At 60.8% G+C, this 22,017-nt stretch carries 7 protein-coding genes; 4 read left to right on the plus strand and 3 right to left on the minus strand.

Going from position 1 to position 22,017, the window contains the following annotated elements:
- The first annotated feature begins 383 nt into the window (after positions 1 to 383).
- Entirely contained in the window at positions 384 to 641 is a 258-nt protein-coding gene (locus K8U03_21725) for a hypothetical protein (GenBank protein ID MCE9607515.1), read from the plus strand.
- Positions 642 to 798: 157 nt separating this feature from the next.
- On the opposite strand, the gene K8U03_21730 is transcribed toward K8U03_21725, so the two are convergent.
- A complete protein-coding gene (locus K8U03_21730; GenBank protein MCE9607516.1) occupies positions 799 to 1,182 on the minus strand; it encodes a response regulator in 384 nt (127 codons plus the stop codon).
- A gap of 1,123 nt (positions 1,183 to 2,305) precedes the next feature.
- On the opposite strand from K8U03_21730, the gene K8U03_21735 reads away from it, so the two are divergent.
- From K8U03_21735 to K8U03_21745, 3 genes are all read left to right on the plus strand, one after another.
- Positions 2,306 to 8,719 (plus strand): hypothetical protein, encoded by a 6,414-nt coding sequence (locus K8U03_21735; GenBank protein MCE9607517.1) that lies wholly within the window; start codon positions 2,306 to 2,308, stop codon positions 8,717 to 8,719.
- A 117-nt stretch (positions 8,720 to 8,836) separates the two neighbouring features.
- Positions 8,837 to 10,774: an ABC transporter ATP-binding protein/permease gene (locus K8U03_21740; GenBank protein MCE9607518.1), complete on the plus strand. Its 1,938-nt coding sequence runs from the start codon at positions 8,837 to 8,839 to the stop codon at positions 10,772 to 10,774.
- A gap of 531 nt (positions 10,775 to 11,305) precedes the next feature.
- Positions 11,306 to 14,815, plus strand: a complete 3,510-nt coding sequence (locus K8U03_21745) for an efflux RND transporter permease subunit (GenBank protein ID MCE9607519.1) — start codon at positions 11,306 to 11,308, stop codon at positions 14,813 to 14,815.
- 153 nt (positions 14,816 to 14,968) lie between these two features.
- Here the strand turns inward: K8U03_21745 and treS are convergent, their stop codons facing one another.
- Together treS and treY are read right to left on the minus strand one after the other, a co-directional pair.
- On the minus strand, positions 14,969 to 18,400 hold the full coding sequence (gene treS / locus K8U03_21750; GenBank protein ID MCE9607520.1) for a maltose alpha-D-glucosyltransferase: 3,432 nt from the start codon (positions 18,398 to 18,400) through the stop codon (positions 14,969 to 14,971).
- Positions 18,401 to 18,406: 6 nt separating this feature from the next.
- A complete protein-coding gene (gene treY, locus K8U03_21755; protein MCE9607521.1) occupies positions 18,407 to 21,712 on the minus strand; it encodes a malto-oligosyltrehalose synthase in 3,306 nt (1,101 codons plus the stop codon).
- Between the last annotated feature and the right edge of the window lie 305 nt (positions 21,713 to 22,017).

Consider the following 22,017-nt stretch of genomic DNA (forward strand, 5'->3'; position numbering starts at 1 on the left):
GCGTCGGACAACTCTCGGGTTCCATCCTGGACCCCGCATCACAGCGGGATCGATTCGGCATCAGCGGACTCCTTTTCCACTGATACGAAGCCCGATCGAAGAGCGTTTAGCTAGCAACACGAAGTTTTGTAACTGCTTCTACTCAAAGAGCGAGGTATCGTCGATCCCGAATTGTCGGCGAAAGCAACGGAGATATATCAAGTCATCATCGATACGTTCAATTCGGAAGACGTGGCGCACTCGATATCTCCGTTTATCAATATCGTGCTTATTAAAAACCACACTAATCACCCTAAGCAAGCATCGTTCCTGCAATCAGTCGCGAAGGTGTTTCGCCGAAGTTAGGTCGTCTCGATTCCGTTTTATTTACGAAGGAGCATGAGATGAAGAAGCAAATCATTTGCATCGGGCTGTTAGTCCTCGGTGCATGGTCGGCGATGACGGATCAAGCCGAGGCTCGGCGCTTCCGACGCAGTCGAGGTAGCTCGAACTGCAACACCTGTAACTCCTGCACGCCTCAGGGAGGCGGGCAATACGATCCCAACGCACCGATGATCGACCCGAACGGTCCTCCGAGCAGCCCGCCGACACAACCAACCGCTCCTCCGCCGGCGCCGGCAAGAATCGGCAACGCCACTTAGCACCCGGCTTACCGCAAGAGCTCATTCGCCGTAAGTAAACACGGCGTTTGTCTCGTATCCAAAAAGAAAGCCTCGCAGAGCGATCTGCGAGGCTTTCTTTATTTCGTTTACGTGCTTCATGCGACCAAGAGCTCGTCGCTTAAGAACTAGCCCCCGCTCAAGAGTTCGCAATGCCCGGCCGGCCGGCCATCCGTTCGATCAGCGGGATCAACTCTTCGCGATTGACCGGCTTCGCGAGCACTCGTTCGGCTCCGGCCGAGATCGCGGGATAAACGGTGTCGAGCGTCGTATGCGCCGTGAGAAAAACTCCGAGCGTGTCGGGCCGGAGTTCGCGGATGCGGCGATAGAGTTCCACGCCGTCCATGCCGGGCATCTGATAGTCGAGTAGCGCCAACGTATACGGCCGGCTCTCCACCATTTCGAGGGCATGCACACCGTCGTTCGCGACGTCGACTTGATACCCTTCTTTTTCCAGCATCGAACTCACCAGCGCACAGTTGCCCCGATCGTCGTCAACTACTAACAGGTGGATCTCGGACATGGCGAAAAGCCTCGTTACGGCGTGAAGGATCGAACGTGCGACGAACAACGATAAAATAGCAAACTACGTGCCGCGTTTCAGTTTGCGTCGAGCGAAGGGGCATCCTCGAATTCGCGCGCCGGCTTCCGTGGCGAGTGATTATCGCACGAATCGAAAATTCCGCTGGATTCGGCTAGTCGTCGGCTTTCAAAACAAGTGAGAGCAAGTGCCGGTCGTTGCGACTCGTCCAACTGCATTAAGACATTCACCGCCGCGGATGATTCACCGGTAAATCACCCTCGGAGCGTTTCGATCGGAATTTTCTTCGCATCTTCCAGGCATGGTCGAACGACGACCAAAATGACCGGCCACCCGTCGTGTATCCATCGGCGAATGTCGATCGATCGATTGCAAGAAATCGAGAGTCTTTCTATCTTGGAGAACACTCGGAGTCGTCGCTCGATGCAGCGCTCGTTTGCATCGAATTGTAAAACGCTCATCAATTCATCAACCGACATAGATGACACGACAATCCTTGCGTCGCTTTCGCTGCGCGTAAAGCGATCGCGTAACTGTTGCCGGCGTATCGTGATCGGTACGAAATACGACGCGAAATCTTAGCCGCTTGCACGTCCTCGTGCGTGTCCGCGGCATGTCTCTTGCGATCTGCCCCTCTGAATCATTCCCCTACTTCGCGATCTTCCGTCGTAACGGGTGGATAGCGAAAACTTGCAGGAGTATTTCTCAGATGGCGACTCTTACGGAACTTCAGAAGCGATTCGCAACGCCCGATATTTCGGTAGTCGGCGCGTTGGGACCGAACGAAGTGCTCATCACGGACGGTCGTGCCGCAGCTTCGCCGTCGCAGCAAGTCGAACAGAAACTTCGTAACCTTTTGCCGTCCGAGGCCAAGTCATCTCAACACATCTCCGATTTGCGTTCTCGCAAAGATGACGATCGATAAGTCGCCTTGGATCATTCATGTCTGCGCGCGGAAAAGAATCAGTGGCGCCCGATGGAAGCCACTAAATTCGGCGGCGCGATGTTCCGCCTCGGTTCAACTCTGCACGGCCATGAATAGTCATTCCGTTCGTCGAAGTATTTCGATGGAAGTCGGTTTGTTTAGGCAAGGATGAAAGTTCCCATGACCCCCGTAGGTATGTTCGGCACCGAGGCTTTGCGCGCTTCGGCCGACGATCAGGTTTTGCGCGTCGATGCGTATGGCATCGTTCACTTAGAAGATCATGCTCGGCGAATCGCAGCGCTGCATGAACTCGGCGACGCTCGCACGAGCACCGGCGACCTCGCCGCGCGATTCGAAAGCAATCGCGAATTTCTCGACGGGCTCTATCATGAGCTGGCCGTCTTGCATCGCTCGGGCGAAGCGGTTCCCGCCGGAGCCGAGTGGCTGCTCGACAACCATCAGGTCGTCGATGAGCAACTCCGCGACTTACACGCTTACCTGCCGCACCACTGTTATTGGGAGTTGCCGAAGCTCCGCGACGGAGTGCCGCGCGTTTATGCGATCGCCGTCGAGCTCATCGCCCACGCCGACGGGCTGCTCGACGAAGAGACGACCGTCCGCTTTCTGAAAGCTTATCAAAGCGTCGAGCCGTTGACGGTCGCCGAAGTTTGGGCCGTGCCGATCATGCTCCGCGTCGTGCTCGTCGACAACTTGCGACGCTTGGCCGCTCAATATGCGTTATCGTTGCGCTGCCGTCGGGAAGCGGCGCGCCTGCTGCAAGACTTCCGCAGCGAAGGTCGTTTTACGTTCGAGCTCGCCGACCCAAGGCCGGCCCCGCTCGAGCGAAGCAAGCGCAACAAATCGATCGCCAAGAACCGCGGCTTCTTCTCGCCGCTCCCGGCCGCCTCGAAGCCCTCGGAAGAACGCCTGCGCCGTGCCCTGCCTCGCGACTTCGCCGACGTCCGTCCGCACGGCTTTGCCGAAACTACGAGCCGCAAGCCGGCTTGGAAAGCCGACGCCCCGCTCCTCTTCGCCCTCGCTGCGGTCGCGGCGCAAGACACGACTTGTGGCGATCAGCTTTTGGAAAAGCTGGAGCAAGTCGCCGAGCAGCAGGAGACGACGCTCGAAGAAATTCTTCGCTCGGAGCAACGTCGCCAAGCCTACGATCAGGTCTCGATCAGCAACGTCATTACGACGATTCGCCTCCTCACCTCGCTCGACTGGACCGCGTTCTTCGAGCGCGTGAACTTGGCCGAGACGGCGCTGCGCGAAGATCCGCTCGGTCTCTACACCGCGATCGATCCGGAAACCCGCGATCGCTATCGCCACACGGTCGAAGACATCGCCGAGCGCGCCGGAGTGCTCGACGTCGTCGTCGCTCGCGCCGCGGCGAAGCTGGCGCAAGCGAGCGATGCCGCGTCCGATCCAGCCGTAGGCATGCTCGATGCCGAGCCGGCGCGACACGTCGGCTACTACATCATCGGGCCCGGCCTTGCGCAACTCGAAGCCGAGATCGGTTTCCGCCCGTCGCTGTTGCGTCGCGCAGGGCGCGCGTTGATCAACCGCCCGAGCTTCTGCTATCTCGGCGGCATCGGCTTACTCACGGCATCCTTAAGTGCCGCCGCTGCGCTGCTCTCGCTTCGCGCCGGGGCAAGCTTTCCGATCGCCCTGCTCGCCGGCTTGCTTACGATCTTCCCGGCCGCGGAGTTTGCCGTCGGTCTGTTGAATTTCCTCGTCACGAAGTGCATCAAGCCTCGACCGTTGCCGAAGCTCTCATTCAAAAACGGTATCCCCGTCGAGTGCAAAACGATCGTCGTCATCCCTTCGATGTTGCGCAGCCCGCGCGATGCGTCGACGCTGCTCGAGCGCTTGGAAACGCATTATCTAGCGAATCCCGAAGCAAACCTGCATTACGCGCTCTTGACCGACTTCGCCGATGCCGCCGAGCCGACGTTGCCGACCGATGCAGCCTTGATCGAACACGCCAAGGCCGGAATTCGCCGACTCAACGCCCGCTACCAAACCGGCGATCAAGGCTCGTTCTTTTTGTTTCATCGAGGCCGTCGTTGGAACCCTTCCGAAAATGCCTGGATGGGTTGGGAACGGAAGCGGGGCAAGCTCACCGAGTTCAACCGCTTGTTGTTGAACGAATGCGAAACTTCGTACGAAGTGCAAGAGGGTGACCTCGCGAAGCTGAAGAACGTTCGCTTCGTCATCACGCTCGACGCCGATAGCCAGATGCCGCACGGTGTCGCGCGCCGGCTCGTCGGCACGCTCGCCCATCCGCTCAATCGCCCGCAACTCGACGAGGCCAAGAGCCATGTCGTCTCCGGTTACGCGATGCTGCAACCGCGCATCGGCATCACGCTCACCAGCGCGAGTCGGTCGTTGTTCGCCCGCATTTTCGCCGGCGCCGCGGGTGTCGATCCTTACGTCTCCGCGACTTCCGACGCCTATCAAGACTTCTTCCACGAAGGGAGCTTCACCGGCAAGGGAATCTACGACCTCGAGGCCTTCCACGCCACGACCGACGAGACCTTCCCCGAAAATCAAATTCTCAGCCACGACTTGATCGAAGGCTGCCACGCACGCGTCGGCCTCACGTCCGACATCGAGCTGATCGACGACTATCCGGCCCGCTACGATGCCGATGCGCGTCGCCATCATCGTTGGGCGCGCGGCGACTGGCAGTTGCTCTCATGGCTCTTGCCGACGGTCCCGACCGCGCACGGCACGCGCAAGAACCCGCTGTCGTTGTTGTCGCGCTGGAAGATCGTCGACAACTTGCGCCGCAGCGTTTCGGCTGCCGCTCTGATCGCGTTCGTCGTCGCCGGCTGGTTCTTGTTCCCCGGATCGGCGATGCTCTGGACGCTTGCGGCTCTCGCCGTCGCCGCGTTTCCGCTGTTCACGCAGATCCCTTGCCTGATTCCGGGCCGGCCCGCCGTGGCTTCGCCCGCCCAGTGGTGGAGTTCGGCTTCGCACATCTTCACGTCGGCCGTGACGCAGAATTTCCTGACGATCGCCTTCTTGCCGCACAAGGCGTATTACTCGCTCGACGCGATCGTGCGAGCCCTACACCGCACGTATGTCTCGCGCAGCAAACTACTCGAATGGGAAACCGCTGCCGCGGCCGAGCAACGCTTGGTCAGTCGCAAGTGGTCGTTCGTCGCAGAAATGTGGTTCGGGCCGGTGCTCGCGATCGGCGTGTTCGTCGCGGCCTGCTGCGGCGTGTTGAAGCCGTCGGCGTACGTTCCGGCATTTGCCCTCGGCTTGGTTTGGTTCTTGTCGCCGGTGATCGCCGCTTGGGTAAGCCGGGCGACGAAGTCGACCCTCGTCGCTCCGACCTCGAAAGACCAAGTCTATCTGCGCGAGATCGCTCGGAAGACTTGGGCCTACTTCGAAGCGGCGGTCGGTCCGGAAGATAATTATCTTCCGCCCGACAATATCTCGGAGCATCCGGTCGTCGGCACGAGCGCGTTGAAAAACGTCACGACGAAGGTCGCGCATCGCCTCTCACCGACGAACGAAGGTTTGTATCTCGTTTCGGCGCTGGCCGCGCACGACCTCGGCTTCATCGGCATGCTTGAACTCGCCGATCGCTGCGAAGCCAATCTCGACTCTTGGGAGAAGCTCCCGCAATTCCGCGGGCACCATTTCAACTGGTACGACACCCGCACGCTCAAGCCGCTCGAGCCTCGCTATGTGTCGACGGTCGACAGCGGCAACCTCGTCGCTTGCTTCTACACGCTCAGTCGCGGCTTCGAGGAAATCGTCGCCCGTCCGCAGAGCAAAATTCCAATGGACCGGCTCAGCAATGCCGACGCTTTAGCCAATGAATCCGCACGCTTGATGCCTTGGAAAGAGTCGCTCAAGGAAGTCCTCGCACCCGCTTGCGAAGCGTGGACGAACCTCCGCGCGAAGCTCGCCGCGGATCACTCGTTGCAATCGCTCGCCGACTTGGCGATGAACACGGCCGACGATCTGACGGCGCTCGGCTACGAAACGGCCGAAGCCGACCTTTCGGAAGCGGCCGCGTTCGCCGCCGAGGCATGGTTGCGACGTCTCGAAGAAACCATCGCGCTCGGCAGCGGCAACGCGCGTCGCCTGATCGAGCGCTACGCCGCGCTCTCGCAGCGGGTCATGCGCCTCGCCGACGAAGTCGACTTCCGCTTCCTCTACGACCGTAACCGCAAGCTCTTTCATATCGGTTTCAATTTCGAAACCGAAACGCTCGATCGCGGCCACTACGATCTGCTCGCCTCGGAATGCCGGCTGACGAGCTTGCTCGCCGTCGCCAAGGGAGATGTCGAGCATCGCCACTGGTTCCAACTCGGCCGTGGGTTCACCCGCGCCTCGGGTAAGCAATGCCTCCTGTCGTGGAGCGGCAGCCTGTTCGAGCACTTCATGCCGACGTTGTTCACCAAGGTCTATCCGAACTCGCTCATCGATCAAACGCTGCGCGCTGCGACCGAGGCTCAGATCGCCTACTGCGCCGAGCAAGGCGTTTGCTGGGGGATCTCGGAGTCGTCGTTCGCCGTCGTCAATTCGTCGGTCGATTATTCCTATCAAGGGTTCGGCATTCCAAGCCTGGGCCTGAAGCGCGGCCTCGCCGGCGATCTCGTCGTCTCTCCCTATTCGACGATCATGACCTTAGGGCTCGACGCGCCTCGCGCAGTCGCCAACATGCAAGCCTTGGAGCAAGAAGGGGTGCTCGGCGCGCTCGGCTACTACGACGCGATCGACTACACCCCCGATCGCCTCTCGCTCGACGGCACCACCGTCGACGAAGACGCGCTCGACGCTTCGCTCACGCCCGTCGATGGGGAAGCGGTTCCGGTCGAATCGGTCGTCAAGAGTCGCAAATCGCGGGCTCGCAAGCTGCAAGGGCAGATCGTCCCTTGCTACATGACGCACCATCAAGGGATGAGCCTCATGGCGATCGTCAACTGTTTGACCGACGATTGCATGCAGCGCCGGTTCCATGCCCACCCGATCGTGCGCGCCGCCGAGTCGTTGTTGCAAGAGCGGATTCCGGTCGGCGCGCGATTGGCAGCCCCGCCGGCCGATGCCGAGCGGCATGTCGAACGCATTCCGGTGATTCAGACCCGGGCCGATCTCGTCAGCCGACGGATCACGGCCTCGGACGTTTCGACGACCCACTCGCATTGGATCTCGAACGGCCGCTACACGACGGTCGTCAACAATGCCGACGGTGGCTACAGCGTCTGCGGCGATCGCGAAGTCACGCGCCGCCGCAGCGGCGGCATCGACGATCACGGCGGACAATGCATCTATCTGCGCGATGTCGGCACCGGCAGCGTCTGGTCGACGGCGTTCCGCCCGACGCGCAAGAAACCCGACGCGTATGAAGTGACCTACTCGATCGACAAGGCCGTGTTCCTGCGTCGCGACGGCGACATCGAAACGGAACTGCAAGTCACGGTCGCGCCGGAACACGACGTCGAACTGCGGCTCTTGAACATCACGAACTACGGCGCACACTCGGCCGAAATCGAAATCACGAGCTTCGTCGAGCTGGCCGAGGGTCATGCCGGCGAGCGATTCGAGTCGGGCCGGTTCCTCACCCGCCGCGGGACGTTGCCGGGCACGGCCATCGAAATGGAAATCGTGCCCGAACGCGCCGGAATCTTGGCCGGCGGAAGTCGCCGAGGGAGCAGCCGCACCCCTTGTCTGTTCCACGCGCTGGCGAAATCGACCACGCGCCGCGACGGAGAATCGACCGACGCGGTTTCGCTGCGCACGGAGTTCGAAACCGACCGGACGCGCTTCATCGGCCGCGATGGCGCGATGCACTCGCCGGCCGCGATGGAGCCGGGCGCACATCTTTCCGGCCGCTCCGAACCGATCCACGACCCGATCTTCAGCGTACGCGAAACGCTCGGCATCGGGCCCGGCGAAACCGTCACGATCGCGTTCGTCACCGGTGCCGCCGGCTCGCGCGACGAAGCGTTGCGCTTGATGGCCGACTATCACGACCTGCGGATCGTGCGCCGCTCGTTCGAGCTCGCTTGGGTGCATAGCTGTGCCGAGTTGCGGCGCTTGCGTTCGACCGCCGCAGCGGCTCATCTCTATCAACGGATCGCGCCGTTCGTGCTGCATGCCGAGCCGACGCCAGCGGCCGAGCCGCAAGACCAAGCGAAGCGCTTCGACGTGCTCCGCCGTTGCGGAATTCCGGGCGAACGACGATTGATCCTGGCGCGCGTCTCGCATCTCGATCATCTCTCGTTGGTGCGCGAGCTTTTGGCGGCCCGCCGCTACTGGCGATCTCTCGGCCTGCATATCGACCTCGCGATCTTGCATGCACCGAAAGCGCCGGCCGATCAGCAGTTGCCCAACGCGCTGACTCTCACGGTCCGCAGCGCCGAGCAAATCGAGTCGGACGATGGAGCCGGCGTGTTCCTCATCGACGGCGCTCAGCTGACCGACGCCGATCTCACCGTTCTCGACGGCACGGTTCCGGCCGTGTTCGACGGCGAACGGGGCGATCTGGCGCGGCATCTCGATGCCTTTCACGCTCCGATCCCGGCCGGAGTTAAGATCCGCCGCGGGCGGGCCACGGCGTTCCAAGGGTAAACTCTCCGTTCGGCGAACGTCGACGAGCATCTATCGTCGCCGGCCGCCGTGGTACGCTCTTAGGCATCCGTCCGCTTTGCGCATTCCTCTAGGCTTTCAGGTTCGGCAACTACCGTCATGGCGAGCGATCCTCACGCGAAGTCGGAATCGATCGTCGAGGAGTTCCGCACGATCGCTTATCGCGTTCGGCAAATGTGGAAGCTCATTCCGCAGCGCCAAAAGCTGACCCTCGGCGCGGCCGGCGGAATCATCTTCCTCGGCGGGGCCGCCAACACGGCGATTCCGCTCCTGCTGGGCGCGCTCGTCGACACGGTCGAAGCGATGCCGATCGCCGCGCGCAACGCCGCCGGAGAGACGCCGCTGCCGGATGGGTTTCTCCGCTCGGCCGGCATGTACATGGCGCTAATCGGCGCGGCGTATCTGCTGCGCGAGGCGCTGCAAGTGGCCCGGCGTTATATCGTCGAAGATACGACCACTCGGCTTGAGAAGCATCTTTTCATTCGCGTCATCACGCAACTGCTGACGGCCGATCTCTCGAGTATTTCGCAAGAGAAAATCGGCGTGCTGCATGGTCGGATGTTGCGCAGCGTGGCCGGCGGCGTGCGGTTCTTGCGACTCGGCTTTCTCGACTTTCTACCGGCGTTGCTCTCCGGCGGCTTAGCGCTCACCGCGGTGGTCGCGAAGGAGCCGTGGCTCGGCCTGGCGATGACGGCCGTCGTGCCGCTGTCGCTCTATATCACGCTGCGGCAGATTCGCTCGCAGGAAGGAGTGCGGCTCGATCTGATGCGGAGCCGGGAGCAGATGGACGGCACGGTCGTCGAGCAGCTCAACGGCATCGAATACATCCGCGCCGCCGACACGCATCTGCGCGAAGTCGAGCGGGTAGCGAAAGCGGCTGAGAACCTGCGCCGCAAAGAGCTGCGGCATCATTTCGAAATGTCGCTCTACGGCTCGAGCAAGGCGCTCGGCGAAGCGCTCGTCCATATCTGCGTGTTGGGAGCGGCCGTTTATCTCGCCGCGAAGGGCGAGATCAGCGTCGGCTCCGTGTTTACGTTCTCGATGCTGTTTCTCAACGTCATGGCGCCGCTCAACGAAGTGCATCGCGTCGTCGACGAAGGACACGAAAGCAGCCTGATGGTCGCCGACTTATTGCAGATGTTGAACCAAGAATCCGACCGCTCCTACCGCACCGCGCCGCGTGCGGCCGATCCCGCTTACGCCGGCGACTTGATCATCGGCCGCGAGCTCGATGTCGATTACGCGACGCCGGCCTATGTCCGTCGCGGAGCGTTGTCGGGAGTCTCCTTGTCGATCGCGCGCGGTGAGATCATCGGCATTGCCGGTCGCTCGGGCTGCGGCAAATCGACGTTGCTCAAGACCCTCATGCGGCTCGTGCATCCCGGCGGCGGCGAGGCCTTGCTCGAAGGAATTCCGCTCGACGAAACCTCGCGCGCGAGCATCGCCCGATTGACGGGCTACGTGAGTCAGGCGCCGTTCATCTTCTCCGGCACCATCACCGAGAACATCGCCTACGAGCGCCAGGACGCGACGCCGGAGCAGATTCGCCGCGCCGCGGAAATGGCCTGCCTGCACGACGAAATCATGGCGATGCCCGGCGGCTACGAAGCTCGGGTCGCCGAGCGCGGCAAGAACCTTTCCGGCGGCCAACAGCAGCGGCTGGCGCTGGCGCGGGTGTTTCTCAAAGATCCCGCGTTGCTGATCCTCGACGAAGCGACCTCGGCTCTCGACAACATCAGCGAACGCAAAATCCAACAAGCGCTCAACAACGGCCGCCGCGATCGCACGATCTTGCTCGTCGCGCATCGCCTGTCGACGCTCCTCTACGCCGATCGAATTCTCGTATTCGACGGCGGCAAGATCGTCGAGACCGGAACGTACGACGAGTTGGTCGCCCTAGGAGGCGTCTTTACGGAACTAGTACGAAGCGCCACAGGCTTCGACCACCCTACGGACGACGCGGCGTTGAGCAATGCGGTATCAAGCAATGCCGCGCCGAACGACACGGCGCCGAAAGACATTCCGCTCACGATGTGACGCGGAGTGGCCTAGACAACGCGCGTGGTCGGGGTCGCGTAGCGACAAGCGACCCAGGCTGTCGGGCACGATATCGATGCCCTTGCTGCGATGCTACCGATCTAGACGCCGTACGGCTCCGCTGGACGATGAAGCGCAGCGGGTTCGCGAAATGGGAAAAAGTGGAGTTGGCCGTTTAGCGAATAACCGCATCGCCCCTTTGCGCGTCAAACGCATTCCGTGCGGCAACTCAATGCGGAATCGGGCTATTAACCTTTTGCCCCTCGATAACGTAGAGGTCCCGGCAAAAAATGCGATCAGAATGGGCTCGCATTAACATTCTTAAGGTGCTTACACTATCGTTAAGTAAGCTGCGTAATCCGGGAAGCGTCAAGAGATTGTGGAAACCGATCCATTGATCGTTTGGCGTTAAGCAGCCGTCTCGTACTGCCCCAATCCATTCGTCTTCGCTCATTCGTAGCCGCTTTCACGTTTTAGATGACAACCATTTAGAACCGTTAGCAAAACCTTGCGAAACTGAAAGCCCACGTCATGGTCCAACGCCTTGTGAAGTGGTCGCTCGACAATCCCCTGATCGTCATTCTGCTGACGATCACGCTCATCGGCGGTGGGGCGTATTGCTTCTCTCAAGTCAACATCGAAGCGTATCCGGATCCGGCACCGGCAATCATCGAGATCATTGCGAAGTATCCCGGCGCATCGGCCGAAGAGGTTGAGCGACAGGTCACGACACCCCTTGAAGTGGCGTTCGCGGGCATGCCGGGTTTGAAGTTCACACGCAGCAAGTCGCTATTCGGGCTGGCCCACGTGCGGAACCAATTTGAATACGGCATCGACTATTACGCGGCTCGCCAAGAAGTAATCAATCGATTGCAGTTCGTCGAAGGACTTCCGGAAGGAGTCAAACCGCAAATCTCTCCCACGAGCCCGACGGGCGAGATCATGCGATTTACTCTCACAAGCCCCCGCGACGGGAGCGGTAACGACATTTACACGCTTAACGATCTCAAGGCGCAGCAAGATTGGATATTAGTGCGCCGCCTCAGGCGAGTGCCTCGGATCATCGACACCGTAAGCAGCGGCGGAACCGTCAAACGTTACGAAGTGCGGCCGGACCCGGAACGCTTGTTGCGCTACGGCATTCCGCTCAAGCAACTCGAAACGACGATCCGCGACAGCAATGCCAACGTCGGGGGCGATTACCTAGTTCACGGCGAAAACCTCCTCAACGTGCGCAGCATCGGCCTCATCGGCAACGGCCAAGATCCGACACGATCCTCCGTCGTCATCAGCACGCGCAATCCGGAAGTCGCTGCGCAGCATCTGCGCGAAGAGGAGAAGGCTCGCGTTCGCGCGATTCGCGAAACGGTGATCTCCTCGATCAACAACGTCCCGATTCGCGTGGAAGATGTCGTCGAGCGAGGACCACTGCAATTTGCCGACGACATCGGCAAAGAGGGAGTCGTCGTTACGCATCAGCCGCGGATGGGGCGAATCAGCATCAGCTATCCCACGCTCGACGCGAACGGCAGCGAAATCGCCGATGGTCAAGGAGAGCGGATTTGGAAGGATGAGAAGGAGCGAATCCAGGGAATCGTACTGCTTCGCAAAGGGGACGCGTCGCTCCCCGCTTTAAAAGACGTCAAGGAACTAATTGCGTCTTACAACGGCGGTAAGGGAGATTTGCTGCCGGGGGTCAAAATCGAGCCCTATTACGATCGGACGGATCTCATCGGGGTGACGACCCACACGGTCGGCGAGAATCTGATCGTCGGGCTGGTTTTAGTTACGCTGATACTCCTTATGTTTTTGTCGAATCTGCGGTGCGCTCTCATCGTCGCGATCAACGTACCGTTGGCACTGCTGGTAGCCTTCGCCATGCTGTACTTCCGCAATCGGTCGGCGAATCTGCTGTCGATCGGTGCCGTCGACTTCGGCATCATCTTGCTGAGCGCCGTGATCATCGTCGAAAACGTGTTTCGGCATCTCAACGAACGAATCGGCGAAGAGCTCCCACTCAAAGAACGGATTCTGAACGCCTGCGGTGAGGTGCAAAAAGGTTTGTTCTTCACCACGGCGATCATGGTGGCGGCATTTATTCCGTTGTTCACGATGAAAGGACCGGAAGGGCAAATCTTCGGGCCTATGGCGGACACCTACGCGTTTTCGCTGGCCGGAGCGCTCGTGCTTGCGCTCACGATCGTGCCCGTGCTTTGTCTGCTGCTCTTCAGAAACTTCAAGCCGGCTCCGGACAATGCGATGGTGAGATACTTGCAGCACAGCTACCTCAAGCGCTTGGAGTGGTGTCTGCTGCATCGCACGAAGGTCTTAGTCATGATGGGCGGCTTGGTCGTGATGACGGCCGCTCTCTTGCCCGGACTCGGCCGCGAATTCATGCCGGAATTGGAGGAAGGGAATCTCTACGTGCGCGGCACTTTTCCGATCAACGTCGCTCCCGACGCGGCTGCCGACAAGTCGGATCGAGCGCGGCTCATCATGCGTAAGTATCCGGAGATCCGCGTCGTCGTGTCGCAAAACGGTCGCCCTGATGACGGCACCGATCCGACCGGCTTTTTCAACTTGGAATTCTTTCTCACCTTGAAGATGCCGAGCGAGTGGCCGGCCGTAAAAGAACAGTCGGGCTGGAAGAAGCTTTTCTGGCCGAAGCGATCGCGCATGAAGTCGGAGCTCATCGAAGAGATGAGCGCGGAACTTTCGCGAGAAATCATCGGGGCCGATTGGAACTTTTCGCAAAACATCCGCGACAACGTCATGGAGTCGCTATCGGGCGTGAAGGGAGACAACTCAGTCAAGATCTTCGGGCCCGATCTAGACGAATTAGAGCGTGTCGCCGAACGATTGCAGCAACGATTGACCACGATCGAAGGGATTCGTAACGTCGGTGTTTTTCGAGTGAAGGGCCAGCCGAACTTGGAGCTTCCGGTCGATCCGAACAAGTGCAATTATTGGGCGGTCAGCGTGCAAGACGTCAACGACGTCATTCACACGACGGTCGGCGGTAAAGCATCGACGGAGATGATCGAAGGGGAGAAACGATTCGACGTTTCGCTTCGCTTTCCGGAGCGACTTCGCAACAGCGAGGAAGCGATCCTCAATATTCCCGTCGAGGTGTACAACAACCGCGTCGCCGGCCAGGATGGTACGAGCGGCAAAAAGGAGCTTCCGACCTCCGGGGTCGGTTCGGCGCTTCCCTCCCTCTTCGGTACGAATTTCGGCGGCAGTCACGCCCAATCAGGCAAAATCGCCCGTCGCCGCCTGGGAGACCTCGTTACTCCGCTCAACGACGACGGCAAATTCGATCCTCAGGGCCGTTTCGTGCGGGCGGGTGCTTCAACGATTTATCGCGAGCAAGGCAATCGTATGATTGCGGTCAAGTTCAGCGTTCGCGGACGCGACCTCGCAGGCGCCGTCAACGAAGCCCAGGAGAAAACGAATGATCTTTTCCAGGCCCCGTACAGCGCCGTCTGGAGCGGCGAGTTCGATCAGATGCGCGAGGCCGAAAAGCGCTTGATGCTCATCGTCCCGATCTCGATGGTCTTGGTGTTCGTCCTGATCTATCTTGCGTTCCGTTCGGTGTACGACACGCTGGCGGTCGCTGCGAACGTCGGCGCTCTGTCGATGGGTGGAATTTGGGCGCTGCTCTTAACTGGGACGAACTTCAGCATCTCCGCAGCCGTCGGGTTCATCTCGATCTTCGGTGTCGCCATCATGGATGGTCTATTATTGATCGCGTACTTCAACCAGCTACGCGCGCAAGGGCTTCCCCTCCACGATGCCATTATCCACGGTGCGGAAAAACGAGTGCGGCCGATGATGATGTCGGCGTTGATCGCGATTCTCGGCTTGTTACCCGCGGCGATCTCCACCAAGATCGGCGCTCAAACACAACAACCGCTGGCGATCGTCGTCGTAGGCGGGATGCTCGTAACGTTGCTGCTCAACCGCTATTTGATGCCTGTACTTTATAGCCTGTACGGCCATCGCGAGCCCTCGGAGCATGCAGCCAGTATGGCGCACTAGAACAAGTTGCCGCGCTGGCCGATGCCGGCTCGCGAGAGAAAGACGGTGATAGTGACGCCCAAGACTCCGTAAGACGCTGCGCCGAGCGATACGGCATCGAAAGACATTCGTCTCGCGACTTAGCACTGCGAGCTTGTGCCCCTTCGCAATCGGCTACGTTAGCAATGTGCGGCATGCCGCCACGGCTTCCGCGACTTGCGCCGGTTGGTTTTTTTCCATTGCCGTCGTTAGGTCTTCGACTACGGTCGTGAGTCGGAAGGCGTCGAGCGTTTGTTGGAATTCTTGTTCGTCTTCCGGCACCAGCAACTGGCCGACGACCGCCGCGCGATACGAGCTCAGCAGCGCCTCGGCGCAGGCTCGGCGCCAAGCTTCGGCCCAACTTTGCACCTTCGCGGCGAGCTCCGCATGCCGGCCGACTTGCGCGAACCACGCGGCCATTCCCTCCTGCGCCGCGATCTGAATCGCGCGATCGATGCGTGCGAGATCGATGAACACGCTCCGTTTGATGCGCCGCTCGGAAAGGGGCCGACCGGGGTTGCCGCCCCAATCGACGATCTGCAAATGGTCTCCTTGCAGCAGCACTTCGTTCGTCGTCAACGAGCCGTGGCAGCGCACGCGCCAAAGCGGCGTCGACGAGCGCGATAGCGGCCCGAACCGCTGCGCGATCCGATACTCTTCGCTGAGGAACTGCAAGTCCTGAGTCGCGGGCACCGTGTCGGGATGGAGTCGAAGATAGGTGCGCAAGGCGGCGAAGGCGCGCGCCGTCTGAGCGCGAAAGCCGTGGCTGATGCTGCGGCGATAATGCGTGTTGAACGGCTCCGGTGCGAACTCCGGTCGGTCCGTAAGGCCGGCGAGCGCCAGATGGATCTCCGCCAGCGATGCTCCGAGCAGGCGGAACCAATGCGGCAGCGGCCCGAACGAATGTTCGCTCGGCTGCGCCGGCGAATGCGTTTCGGCCGGCGTCGTCGGGGCGTCTCGTTGCGGCGCGGGCAGGTGACGGTCTGCTGAGACCCGCTCGAATTCTCGTCGCAACTCTTCCCGGCAGAGATCGGCCAAAGGTCGTTCGTAGGTGACGTAGTCGTAAGCGACGCCAAGCACGACTTCCCCCAGCGCCGCATCTTGAAAGCGAAACGTGCCGCGCAGTTTCGAGCACGACAGGGCTCCCGGCATCGCGGCGAGTGCCGTCCCGATTTCGACCTCGGGATGAATGCCCGGCTCGATGCGCCGGAATAGCTTGAGGAACAAGAATTTGTCGAGCGCGGCGACGGCGCCGCGCGAATAAGTCGAACGCCACAGCGGAACGATCGCCGCCGGCGTGACGGAATCGAGCCGCGGCATTTCGCCGAGCGGTCGCCAATCGATCCGCCCTTGAAGGCCCGGCACGGAAGCGCCGGCCGCGAGAGCCTTCGCCAGCCGCTCCCAGAAATTCGCCTCGGCCGTGGCATCGCAGACGAACCACGTCGCCGCGGGATTGCGCGTTCTCACGCGCACGGCTCCGGCCGTCGGGCGATCGCGCAAGATCGCTTGAGCCCGCGCCTCGGGTGTCGCGATCAAGATCAGTTGATATAGGCCCGGCTCTCCCTCGGTGTAGAAGACGCGCAGCAAGACGATCGCGTAGGTGCTACCGTCGTCGTCGCGCATGCCGATCGGCACGACTTCGACGACGTCGGTCGTGCGAATCGTACGCTCGGAGGCGAGATGCCACGATTGCAAACGAAGATACGCGCTCAGGCCGTCGCGAATCCGATCAAGCGCCGGAACACGCAGCGCGTCGGTCCACTCGCTCGCGACGCGCACGATCGGCAACTCCGATGGTGACCGGCGCGCAGCTTCACCGTGCGGCCGTTCGATCTGAAACCAATAGAAGCCGTGCGGCCCGACGGTGAGCATGTACGGCAATTCGCCGATCATCGGAAACCGGCTTTGGCCGAAGAGCTCGACCGGCGAACGTCCGCGGTATGCCCCGAGATCAAGCTCGACCGCTTGCGGGAAGCGCGACAAATTCACGACGACCAACAGCGTTTCGTCTTCATACTTTCGCAGGAACGCCAGCACGCGCGGATTTTGCGGCAACAAGAATTCGATCTCGCCTCGGCTGAAGCTCTTGAAGCGTTGCCGAAGCCGGAGCACGCGACGAACCCACCACAAAAACGAATGCGGGCTCTGCTCTTCCGTCTCGACGTTGACCGATTGATAGTGGTACTCCGGATCGGAAATCGGCGGCAGAAACAGCCGTTGCGGGTTCGCGCGCGAGAAGCCGCCGTTACGATCGGAGCTCCATTGCATCGGCGTGCGCACGGCATCGCGATCGCGCAGGTAGATATTGTCGCCCATGCAAATCTCATCGCCGTAATACATCACCGGAGTGCCCGGCAGCGCGAAGAGCAGCGAATGCATGAGCTCGATCTTGCGGCGATCGTTGCGCAAGAGAGGCGCCAGCCGGCGGCGCAAGCCGAGGTTGACGCGGGCCCGCGGGTCGGTCATGTAGAAGCGATACATCGCGTCGCGCTCTTCGTCGGTCACCATTTCGAGCGTGAGCTCGTCGTGGTTGCGGAGGAAGATGGCCCATTGCGAAGTCGGCGGCGGCGCGGGCGTGTGTTGCAGAATGTCGACGATCGGAAAGCGTTCTTCTTGTTGCACGGCCATGAAGAGCCGCGGCATCAACGGAAAGTTGAAGCACATCTGGCATTCGTCGTCGTCGCCGAAATAGGCCGAGGTTTCATCGGGCCATTGATTCGCTTCGGCCAACAGCATCCGGCCGGGGTAATGGTCGTCGATGTGCTTGCGCAGGCGGCGCAAGAAAGCATGTGTCTCCGGCAGGTTCTCGCAGTTGGTCCCTTCTCGTTCGTAGAGATAGGGAATGGCGTCGAGCCGGAGACCGTCGATGCCCATCGCGAACCAGAAGTCGACGATCTTCAGCAACGTTTCTTGCACCACTTCATTGTCGAAGTTCAAGTCGGGCTGGTGCGAGTAGAAGCGATGCCAAAAATATTGCTGTGCTTCGTGGTCCCATGTCCAGTTCGAGACTTCGAAGTCTTGGAATATGATCCGGGCTTCGCGATATTTTTCGGTCGTATCGCTCCAGACATAGAACTCGCGCTCGGGGCTCCCCTTCGGCGCGCGGCGCGCGCGCTGGAACCAAGCGTGTTGGTCCGAGGTGTGGTTGATGACCATCTCGGTGATGACGTTAAGGCCGAGCCGATGCGCCTTGTCGAGAAACTTTTTGAAGTCGTCGAGGTTGCCGTACATCGGGTTGACGGTCGAATAGTCGGCGATGTCGTAACCCTCGTCGCGCAGCGGCGAGGGGTAGAACGGCAGCAGCCAAATCGCCGAAACGCCGAGCGAGGCGACGTATTCGAGCTTCTCCGTCAGGCCGGCGAAGTCGCCGATGCCGTCGCCGGAGCTATCGAAAAACGAGCGGACGTGCATCTGATAAATGACGACGTCTTTGTACCAATCGGCCGGACGCGAGGCCTCGAAGTCGCTTTGCGAAGTCGCGTTCACGAGCGGTTGGTTCTGGGCGCCGGTGCCACTTTGCATAGCGGCCTCGTTCGGCGCAGGCTCCGGAGAATGGATGGTGCTCATGGTGTGTTATGCTCCCTCGCTCACGAAAACGCCGATCGGAAATTCATCGAGAACTTCCTTCAAGCGAAACAGATCGGACTTCGCGTGGACTTGCCGGCCGGTGAGATGATTCACGAACGTGCGGGGAAACCCGGCGGGGAGTTCGACCGTCGTGTCGGCCCAGACGCGCTCCCCTTGCCCGACGCAGGCGACGACGCCGTCGATCGCGGCGGCCTCGGTAAGTCGACCCCACCAGCGCGGCACGACGACCACGATGCGCGTTGCATCTTCCGCCCCGGCTTCATGTTCGGCGGAGTGATCCGACGTCGGTTGCCAAGCGAAGGCGACGATGTGTTCCGCGGCGCGCCCCGAGGTCGACAGCGGAACATAGCGCCCTGCGGCGAAGAGCGTTTCGTGTTTGCGGCGCAGCTCGATGAGCTTCCAGGTGGCGAAGAGCTTGAGCCGATCATCGGCGGGGTTTTTCGCTAAACTCGCCGCGAACTCCGCGCGGTGGCTCACCTCGGTTGGGAAGTCGGCTTTCAGTTTTTGCAGCAATTGCGTCCGACGGGCGTAGTCGACTGGGCGGCGATTGTCGGGGTCGACGAGGCTGAAATCCCAAACCTCTTGCCCCTGGAAAATGTCGGGCACGCCGGGCGAAAGCAGCTTCAACGCGACTTGCGAGAGCGCCGTGTAGAGGCCGAGTTGCACGATCTTGCGCTGCAGCGCAAGGAACTCCGGCAAGAAGCGATTGTCGGCATCCGGGGTCAAGCAAGCGGCGACGAAATCGCGCACCGCTTGGTCGTAGCCGGGGTTCGGGTTGATCCAGCTCGTTTGCTGTTTCGATTCGTGCGTAGCCTTTTCCATGTAGGCTTGCATGCGCTCGATGACCGCGGTGCGCGTCGCATCGTCGAGCTCGCCGCCGGTGGGCCACATGCCGGTGAGGCTTTGATAGAACAAGTATTCATCGTTGCGCGTCGGCGCGAGGACCCCATCGACCTTCGTGCGCCTTCGGCGATTTAAACGATTCCACCGATTCACGGCCGTGCGCCACGGGCGCGGCATCTCCGAGAGAACGTTGATGCGGGCCCGAACGTCTTCGCTGCGCTTGGTGTCGTGCGTGCTCGTGGCGAGCAGGCTCTGCAAGCCGCGGCGTCGGCGACCGGCATTCTGTTGATGAAACTCTTCGATGCCGTGCGCCGCGGAAGCGGGATCGCCGCCGACCTCATTCGCCGACAGCAACGGGAAGTAAACGTAAAACGCCGTGTCTTCGACCCCTTTCGCCATGATCGGGCTCGTGACTTGTTGAAACAAGCCGGCGAAGTGTTCGCGCGCTTGCTTCGCCTCTTCGCTCAGGCCCGAGGGGTGGCGCAGCAAGAGGACGTCGCGGATGAAATCGAACGTGGCGGGATCGATCGTGCGGTTGTGGCGCTTCGCCGAGGCGACGGCATAGTTCACGAACCGCCGATCGCGATCGCTCACTCCTTCCGGGCCGGGATACGTCCGATAAACCGGAAAGCACGCGAGGACTTCGCGCAGCGCATAGCGCAGCGCGTTGAGTGTGAAGTCGCGCGATTTGCGATGCTGCTCCGAGATGCGATTCAAACGATGCGCGAGCATTTGCAACTCACTCGACATCGATGACCGCACTATCAAGCGTTTGCACTCGCGCGCGATCGTAGCGAACGAGCGCTCTTCGGCGGTGAAGCGCTTGTAATGTTTCTCGACGGAGCCGTAGCCCTGCGGGTGGACGAAGATGCTGTTGAGCTGGTTCGTGAAGTCGTAGCCGGTGGTTCCCGCGACGGGCCACGTCTCGGGCAAAGGCTCATGCGGGCCGAGAATTTTTTCGACGACGACGAACAACGGCAACCGCTGCTGCAAGTTGCCGTGATCCGCGACCTTGGGAAGATCGTTGCCGCTCGCAGTACGTGAATCGCGGCCGGCTTCCGCCGCGCCACGCCCGAAAATCGCCGTCCAATCCGACTCTTTCGGTTGTCGCAAACCGAGCCGATCGCAAAGTTGCCGCAACGCTTCGACGGCCACGCTCAGCGCCGGCGAAGCACTCTCTTCGACGCTGCTCGCAGCATCTTTCTCGGTTTCATTCTCCGGCGATTGTTTCGCACCGGCGATGCTCTCGGCGAGCGCCGCCGTTTCTTCCGCGGAAAGTTTGCCGAGCTCGTCGCGCAGCAGATGGCCGAGATAATTCCATTGCAGCCGCCACAGATATTGCTCGGGGCTGAAAAGCCCGTCGACATGGTCGATGCGCAAGCCGTCGATCTCGCCGGATGCGAGCAACTTGCCGATAAGTTCGTGCGCCGAATGGAAAACCTCGGACTTCTCCATGCAAAGCGCCGCGAGGTCGTTGATGTCGAAGAAGCGGCGATAGTTGATTTCGTCGGACGCTGCCCGCCAATGACACAACCGATAGGTCTGCGCTTGCAGCAATTTGTCGAGCGCCTCGAACGACTCCGGTTCCCCTTCCCGACCGTTGAACACGCGGACGTTCTCCGCCAGAAACTCCGCGACCTTCGGCTCGCGGGCTTCGAGATCGCGCAGCCGGCGCTTAATCACTTCCTTCTCGCGCTGCCGCTCGACCGTCGCTTTCGGCGAGATCGAAGTTTGCGCCGGCAAGTGTTGAATCGCAGTGACGATGCTTTGGTATTCGTCGAAGCTCTCCGAGCCGGCGCCGAGCGCCGTGTTCAACTCTTCGAGGCGATGCGTCAGCAGCGGGATCGTCGTCTTCGGGCCGAGGGGCAACCGATGTTGAAAGTAATGAAACTCGAAGCGCCCTTCGTGATGTTCGATCTTCAGTTGGCCGCGCTCGAGCGCGTCGCCGTATTGCGAGCCGAGTTGCGGCAGGAGGACTTTGTTTTCGAGTTCGTCCTTCACCGGATGCCAGTCGATATCGAAGTAGCCCGAGTAAGGAGAGTTGGGACCGTTCTCCAAGACATCGCGCCACCAAGGGTTTTCGCACGAGGCAGCCATGTGGTTCGGCACGACGTCGACGATATGCCCCATGCCATGCGCGCGGAGCGCCGCGATGAAGCCGCGATACGACTCTTCGCTCCCGAACGCCGGGTTCAATTGGTTCGGGTCGCAGACGTCGTAGCCATGCGGACTCCCGGCCCGGGCCCGCATATAAGGGGAGGCGTAGACGTGGCTCACGCCGAGCTCATGCAGATACGGCACGATCGCGGTCGCATCGTCGAAGGTCCATTCGTCGCGAAACTGGACGCGATACGTCACGGCCGGAACGACCCGTCGGGCCTGAACGCGCTGAACAACTTGGTCGATCAGCGGTTCCAAGAGATCCATCGTTGGTGCCGATTCTTCCATGGTGCTGCTCCCGTGCTGCTTCTTGGCTTGGTGCCCAAACGGCTTAGCGCAGCCATCGCTCAGGGAGCGCCGACCGCGGTCGTTCGGCGACCAACTGCCTTGGTCTATCGCGGCTGTGAAGGCCTTCTAAGATGCTTATTTAATGAGGGTTACGTCTAAACATTCGGCTGGGCGTGCAGGCTGGAAGAGAGGGTTTGCACTTCTCATGCCGGAGCCGGGAAACAGAGGGACGAACCGCCAAGTCAATTGTATAGAATTCTCTTGTCAGCCTGGTTCGGCGGCGATAGATTGGATTCCGGTCCACA

Source organism: Planctomycetia bacterium, from assembly GCA_021413845.1.
In the GTDB taxonomy this organism is placed as follows: Bacteria; Planctomycetota; Planctomycetia; order Pirellulales; family PNKZ01; genus PNKZ01.

Bases quoted from the DNA above. Each gene is read 5' to 3' on its own strand.
- K8U03_21725 (MCE9607515.1), top strand. From the start codon at position 384: ATGAAGAAGCAAATCATTTGCATCGGGCTGTTAGTCCTCGGTGCATGG.
- K8U03_21730 (MCE9607516.1), bottom strand. From the start codon at position 1,182: ATGTCCGAGATCCACCTGTTAGTAGTTGACGACGATCGGGGCAACTGT.
- K8U03_21735 (MCE9607517.1), top strand. From the start codon at position 2,306: ATGACCCCCGTAGGTATGTTCGGCACCGAGGCTTTGCGCGCTTCGGCC.
- K8U03_21740 (MCE9607518.1), top strand. From the start codon at position 8,837: ATGGCGAGCGATCCTCACGCGAAGTCGGAATCGATCGTCGAGGAGTTC.
- K8U03_21745 (MCE9607519.1), top strand. From the start codon at position 11,306: ATGGTCCAACGCCTTGTGAAGTGGTCGCTCGACAATCCCCTGATCGTC.
- treS (MCE9607520.1), bottom strand. From the start codon at position 18,400: ATGAGCACCATCCATTCTCCGGAGCCTGCGCCGAACGAGGCCGCTATG.
- treY (MCE9607521.1), bottom strand. From the start codon at position 21,712: ATGGAAGAATCGGCACCAACGATGGATCTCTTGGAACCGCTGATCGAC.